The 4916-nt window shown below is 61.0% G+C and carries 7 protein-coding genes and 1 pseudogene; 2 read left to right on the forward strand and 6 right to left on the reverse strand.

Features of this window, described 5'->3' with window-relative positions:
- Window positions 1-219: 219 nt before the first annotated feature.
- Both E3T54_RS11730 and E3T54_RS11735 read right to left on the reverse strand, forming a co-directional pair.
- Window positions 220-711, reverse strand: coding sequence for a hypothetical protein (locus tag E3T54_RS11730; RefSeq protein ID WP_134475836.1), 492 nt, complete (start codon window positions 709-711; stop codon window positions 220-222).
- Window positions 708-1289 (reverse strand): hypothetical protein, encoded by a 582-nt coding sequence (locus E3T54_RS11735; protein ID WP_134475837.1) that lies wholly within the window; start codon window positions 1287-1289, stop codon window positions 708-710. The genes E3T54_RS11730 and E3T54_RS11735 overlap by 4 nt, the downstream gene beginning before the upstream one ends.
- 41 nt (window positions 1290-1330) lie before the next feature.
- On the opposite strand from E3T54_RS11735, the pseudogene E3T54_RS11740 reads away from it, so the two are divergent.
- Window positions 1331-1609: pseudogene (locus tag E3T54_RS11740) on the forward strand (IS3 family transposase); the annotation flags it as partial.
- Between the two features lie 214 nt (window positions 1610-1823).
- On the opposite strand, the gene E3T54_RS11745 reads toward E3T54_RS11740, so the two are convergent.
- From E3T54_RS11745 to E3T54_RS11755, 3 genes are all read right to left on the reverse strand, one after another.
- Complete coding sequence (locus tag E3T54_RS11745) at window positions 1824-2873, reverse strand: YhcG family protein (RefSeq protein WP_134475838.1); 1050 nt, start codon at window positions 2871-2873, stop codon at window positions 1824-1826.
- 61 nt (window positions 2874-2934) lie between these two features.
- Complete coding sequence (locus tag E3T54_RS11750; RefSeq protein ID WP_134475839.1) at window positions 2935-3327, reverse strand: hypothetical protein; 393 nt, start codon at window positions 3325-3327, stop codon at window positions 2935-2937.
- 246 nt (window positions 3328-3573) lie between these two features.
- Window positions 3574-4038, reverse strand: a complete 465-nt coding sequence (locus tag E3T54_RS11755; protein ID WP_134475840.1) for a DUF3093 domain-containing protein — start codon at window positions 4036-4038, stop codon at window positions 3574-3576.
- Between the two features lie 175 nt (window positions 4039-4213).
- On the opposite strand from E3T54_RS11755, the gene E3T54_RS11760 reads away from it, so the two are divergent.
- Window positions 4214-4399: a hypothetical protein gene (locus E3T54_RS11760; protein ID WP_134475841.1), complete on the forward strand. Its 186-nt coding sequence runs from the start codon at window positions 4214-4216 to the stop codon at window positions 4397-4399.
- 68 nt (window positions 4400-4467) lie between these two features.
- Here E3T54_RS11760 and E3T54_RS11765 read toward each other — a convergent pair whose 3' ends face one another.
- Window positions 4468-4767, reverse strand: coding sequence for a transposase (locus E3T54_RS11765; protein ID WP_370255492.1), 300 nt, complete (start codon window positions 4765-4767; stop codon window positions 4468-4470).
- Between the last annotated feature and the right edge of the window lie 149 nt (window positions 4768-4916).

A 4916-nucleotide genomic window follows, 5' to 3' on the forward strand; every position in this document is an offset into this window, starting at 1 on the left:
TCTCAGCCTCGCGGTAGTTCCTGCGCGGCGGTGGAGTGGTCGGGGTATCGGGCATGGTTGTCGCAACTCTCAGAGGTAGTGAGTGTTGCGACGATCACTAGAACCCAAGTGGTCGACAGATCTGCCCACTCCGCTAGCAGTCCACGCCCGACCCTGCCTAGTTGGGAGTGATGTTGAAGCTGGCACTGACCGCCGCAGTGGCCGCGCCGGAAGTGGCAGTCAGAGTGTAGAGGTGCCCTTCGTGTCGATTCCGCAGCCAGCATAGGTGGCGACACCTGAGACGGCGTTTATGGGGTTCGCTGTGCAGGTGAGGACCGCGCTTGCAGGAGTCGTGATGCTCAGGGTGACCTGAGCAGCACTGGAGGTGACGGTATTGCTGCCAGCGTCCTGGACGGCCACAACAGGCTGGGTAGTGAAGACCTTTCGGAACTTGGTCTCGGTCGGAGAGAGCGTGAAGGCAAGTTTGACTGCCGGGCCGGTGGTGACGGTGAAGCCAGCACTGACAGCGGCGGTGAGTGTGCCGGAAGTCGCCCTCAACGTGTAAGTTCCCGTCTTGTCGATTCTGCAGTCGGCGAAGGTAGCCACACCCGAGACGGCGATCGCGGGATTCGCGGCACAGGAGAGGACCGCGCCTGCAGGAGTGGTGATGCTCAGGGTGATGGGAGCAGCACTCATGGTGGCGGTGTTGCCGCCGGCGTCCTGGACGGTCACCACGGGTTGGGCGGCGAAGGGATGCCGCCGGTGGAGCCAGAGGGCTGTGTGCTGAAGGCCAGTTTGGTTGCCGAGGCTCCGGCTTTCCAGGTGTTGCCGACCGTGGAGGTTTTTGCGCTGAACGCCGCAGTTGCCTGGCCGAGCGGGGCCATGGCCAACGTTGCGGCCGTGATGAGAACGGCCAAGGCAACGGCTGGTGGCCCGGCGGCGGTTCGGACCCAGGTGACAAGAGACAAAACATGGTTTCCGTGAGCCCGTGCGTCCTGGGTGGCTGTGCCCGGATTCTTTGGGCCCCTGCCAGGCCGGGACGGACGCCACGGCTTTGTATGCGGTAGCGGCGACACCACATTGGTGGCGGTGATGAGTATCGCCCCCGCGGTGAGCACTACCCATATCCCAAGCGGCAGGAAGGCCCCGGTTGTCGCCCAGAAGGCGGGCAAACCAATCCACGGGATCAGCAGGCGGGCCTGGCTGAGGATGTCCAGCCGGTCCAGGGGGGTGCTGTCAACGTCGGCATTGGCGTCGCCGGCGGTGATCAGCGAGCCGTCGTCATTTGCCCCGACCAGGCGGTGCAGCACGAAACCGCTCTTGGCCGAACCGGCCGGCGCCGGGAACGTGCCGCTCCAACGCGTTCCTACGCGTGCTGAAGAACAACGGCATCACCGGGTCGATGGGGCGCGTCGGAGCGTGCGGCGACAACGCCGTGATGGAGTCGTTCTTCGCGCTGCTGCAGAAGAATGTCCTCGACCGGCAGCGGTGGGCGACCCGGGAGGAACTGCGCCTCGCGATCGTCGTTTGGATCGAACGGACCTACCACCGCAAGCGCCGGCAACGCCGCCTCGGCAAGCTCACCCCGATCGAGTTTGAGATAATACACATGGCCCTCAAGGCCGCCTGAAACCACTAACCCTTTGAGTCAACTGAACTCGGGGCAGTCCCACCCTGCCGCCCAGGTAAGCGACGAGCTGGGCGCCCAGGATCTCACGCAAGCCCGTGCCGACCAGCCGTTGCGGGCAGAAACGGGGGACACTCACAAGACTCACCGCCACTCACAAGGTGCACCTGGGCGCAGAGGCGCCGGCATCGACCGAGACCTCATTGTCCACGCGGAATTAGTCGAGCTGCTCCTGCGATTCTTCGTCCCAGCCAAGAGCAGACGTGAGTTCGTCAGCGTCTGGGAGCGCGCGCTTTTCGGAGGGCGGTAAGGAGTCGTATGTATAAGTGGACACGGCCATGGGGGATCCCGAGCGACCAAGTGCGTATCGGACTGTGTGATCGTTTCGATCGCCGCAGATGAGTATGCCAACCGTGGGCGCATGGGCGTCCCTCCGGAGCCTGTCGTCGACGAGGGAGACGTAGAAGGCGAGTTTGCCGGCGTGCTCGGGTTGGAACTTCCCGGTCTTCAGTTCGATGACGATGTAGCGCAGTTGCTCAATGTGAAAGAACAGCAGGTCTAGGTAGAAGTCATCGCCACCGACATCGAAATGGACCTGACGGCCCACGAATGCGAACCCCTTTCCCAGCTCGCGGAGCGTATCGACGATACGGTCCATGAGCGCCTGTTCCAGATCGCGCTCAGCGGCATCCTCTGTCAGCTCCAAGAAGTCGAAAACATAGGGATCCTTGGCAATCTGGCGGGCAAGATCAGAATCTCCGGGCGCCAGCTCCGCGGTGAAGTTTGACGGCGCCGAGCCAGTCCGCTCGAGGGTGCGGTTCTTGATCTGGTTGAGGAGCAGGTTGCGGGACCAACCGTTCTTCACGGCTGAGGCGGCGTACCAATCACGACTCTCGGAGGTGTCAAGCTTGTCGAGTAGAACCGTGATGTGGCCCCACGGCAATCCTGCAACAGCCTGTTGCACAATTGGTTCCGTCCCGGCCCAAGCAACCGCGAACGCCCTCATGTACTGAAGGTTGCGGGATGAAAATCCTTTCATCTGAGGGAACTCAGTCCTCAGATCTCCAGCGAGGCGACCCAGCACCCCAGCTCCCCATCCCTGCTTCTCCTGCTGGCTGAGAACTTCCCTCCCGATGCTCCAATACAGCTCAATCAGTTGCGAATTGACCGTGCGCTGGGCGCGCACCTGAGCATCGCGGACCCGGCGCTTGAGCGAGCCGAGGAACTCGGGGTAACCATCCGGAAGAGCAACATCATCACGGGCCATGGCCCCATTCTCTCCCGGCCGTGATTGGTGATCGTCGCACACTCTCGCCACAGCAAAATGCCTAGCCGGCGGCGATGTAGGACCGCGCAGCGGCCATGACCTCGCGGGAGCGTCCGTCCGCGAGCGCTTCGGCCGGCGAAGCATCGTCCAGTTCCGGATTCATGCCCATAAGCCACGCTCTCGCAACTTCAGGCGAGTCAACCGAGCTGAGAATCTCGAACACCTGAAATGTGTCTCTCAGGAGCTTCTCGCTCGCGTGCGGCGGCCGAACTGTTGCGTGTGCCCAGCGAGCGAGCGTCCGGGCGTTCTTGCCCACGATCACCCCCAGCAGCACCTGGCCCAGCTGTGCCTGTAACACCGCAGCAATCTCGGCAACGCTTAAACCCACGGAGCGTTCATGTGCCGCGCGATCAGCGCCGGAACGAGAACCATCCCCGGTTGAGATATTGGTCATGATCAACTACCTCCCACCTGCCGACTGTTGCCTCCCGAGATTACCACTATGCCGGGTTATATGTCGGGTAATTTGTCTGGCTAAATGACCGATAATGGATATTATAACTAAGTAATAGTGGACCTGTTCGCATATCCCGCGAATTGACGGTTGAGCGTATGCCCGTACAATCCGTTGATTCGGCGCCATACGTAGCCACAGCTTTAAGCGCTGAGGATCCTGTCTCGTTCCAGGTCTATGCGGTTCTTAGGTCACATCAGGAGTTGTGATCTTCTCGGCAGCTCTCGATAATGCATCGGCGACCTGCTGTGGATGCCTGGACGAGAGGAGCCAATAAGGAGCAGGGTCCCCTGGGTCCGTGAGGGGGATCTTGATGACGGGCGATACCCACCCTCTAAGCAGGAGCCAAGCGCGTGCATTTAGTCGTTGGCCGCGCTCGAGTGTGGCTGCCTCGGCAAGAAAAACTTGGGGCTCACCGATGTGCTCAATCGGAAGTCGCGCTTGGCCTGCGATGAGATGTGAATCTTTCACGGCGATCACTGGGGAAGCGAGGACAAGCACAGCGATTATGCCGGTGTAGAGAACAACAGCGGTAACGATGCCCACCGTCATGTTGATCGGAAGGAAGACAAGCAGGCTCGCGGGAATCACGAGCGCGGTAGATATATATATTGCAGGTGACGGCCACAAACGTTCCCGGTAGTAATACATGGCCCTATTAAACCAAAATCTTCTTGTTGAACGGCAACCGTTAACGAGGTGCGTAGCCCGCCATTCGCGGCTCCCAGTTGCCGGTCATCGACCGCTCGACAATCTTGTAGATTTCTCCTTGGTCTGAACCGTCCCTGATTTCCTGCCGCTTTCTTTCTGGTGAAAGGATTCGGTTATGCCCAAGAAACACCCAACAGAGGTTCGCGAGCGAGCGGTTCGTATGACCCTGGATCGTTTGAAGGATTACCCGTCGATGTGGGCCGCGTGCCGCGACCTCGCGCCGAAGCTCAACATCGGCGCCGAGACACTGCGGAAGTGGGTCACCCCCCTGGGCGCTACATCCCCGCCGATGCGACGCTAGATTGCCTCGAAAACCTCTGACGAATTATGCCGAGCTTCGCGGCCGTCACACCTCGTTGATCAAGGCATTCAGACAAACATCGGCATAATCCGAACATCAGAATAATTCAAGAACGCCCTGTCCCTCTTCAGGTCCGCGTTTTCTTTCCGTAGCCGCAGCAGCTCGGCCCGTTCAGACTCCGTCACCTCGGTCTGTCCGGTCTCGTTGCGGGCCTTGAACGCGGCCACCCAGCGGCCCAGAGTGGCCTCGTTGACTCCGAGCTCGCGGGCGACGGTGGCGACCGCTCTGCCGGTGGTGACGACCAGCTTCACGGCGTCGTCTTTGCACTCAGGAGTGAACTCCCGACGTGATCTTGCCATAGTGAACATTCTCTCTTGTGAGGTGTCCACCCAACGGGGTCAGGGCCAGAGCTCACCGTGACCAGCCCCGGGGTCGGGCAGGGGTCCACCTTTCGGGTCCTCCTGTCCGACCGCTGAGCTCGGTTATCGCGCGCGCACCAGCCAAGCCCGCGGTAGTC

This window comes from Cryobacterium sp. Sr8, from assembly GCF_004403225.1.
Classification (GTDB): Bacteria; Actinomycetota; Actinomycetes; order Actinomycetales; family Microbacteriaceae; genus Cryobacterium; species Cryobacterium psychrotolerans.

What these genes read in the sequence shown, in the direction of transcription:
- E3T54_RS11745 (WP_134475838.1), bottom strand. Translation starts at nt 2,873, where the DNA reads ATGGCCCGTGATGATGTTGCTCTTCCGGATGGTTACCCCGAGTTCCTC.
- E3T54_RS11750 (WP_134475839.1), bottom strand. Translation starts at nt 3,327, where the DNA reads ATGACCAATATCTCAACCGGGGATGGTTCTCGTTCCGGCGCTGATCGC.
- E3T54_RS11755 (WP_134475840.1), bottom strand. Translation starts at nt 4,038, where the DNA reads ATGTATTACTACCGGGAACGTTTGTGGCCGTCACCTGCAATATATATA.
- E3T54_RS11760 (WP_134475841.1), top strand. Translation starts at nt 4,214, where the DNA reads ATGCCCAAGAAACACCCAACAGAGGTTCGCGAGCGAGCGGTTCGTATG.
- E3T54_RS11765 (WP_370255492.1), bottom strand. Translation starts at nt 4,767, where the DNA reads ATGTTCACTATGGCAAGATCACGTCGGGAGTTCACTCCTGAGTGCAAA.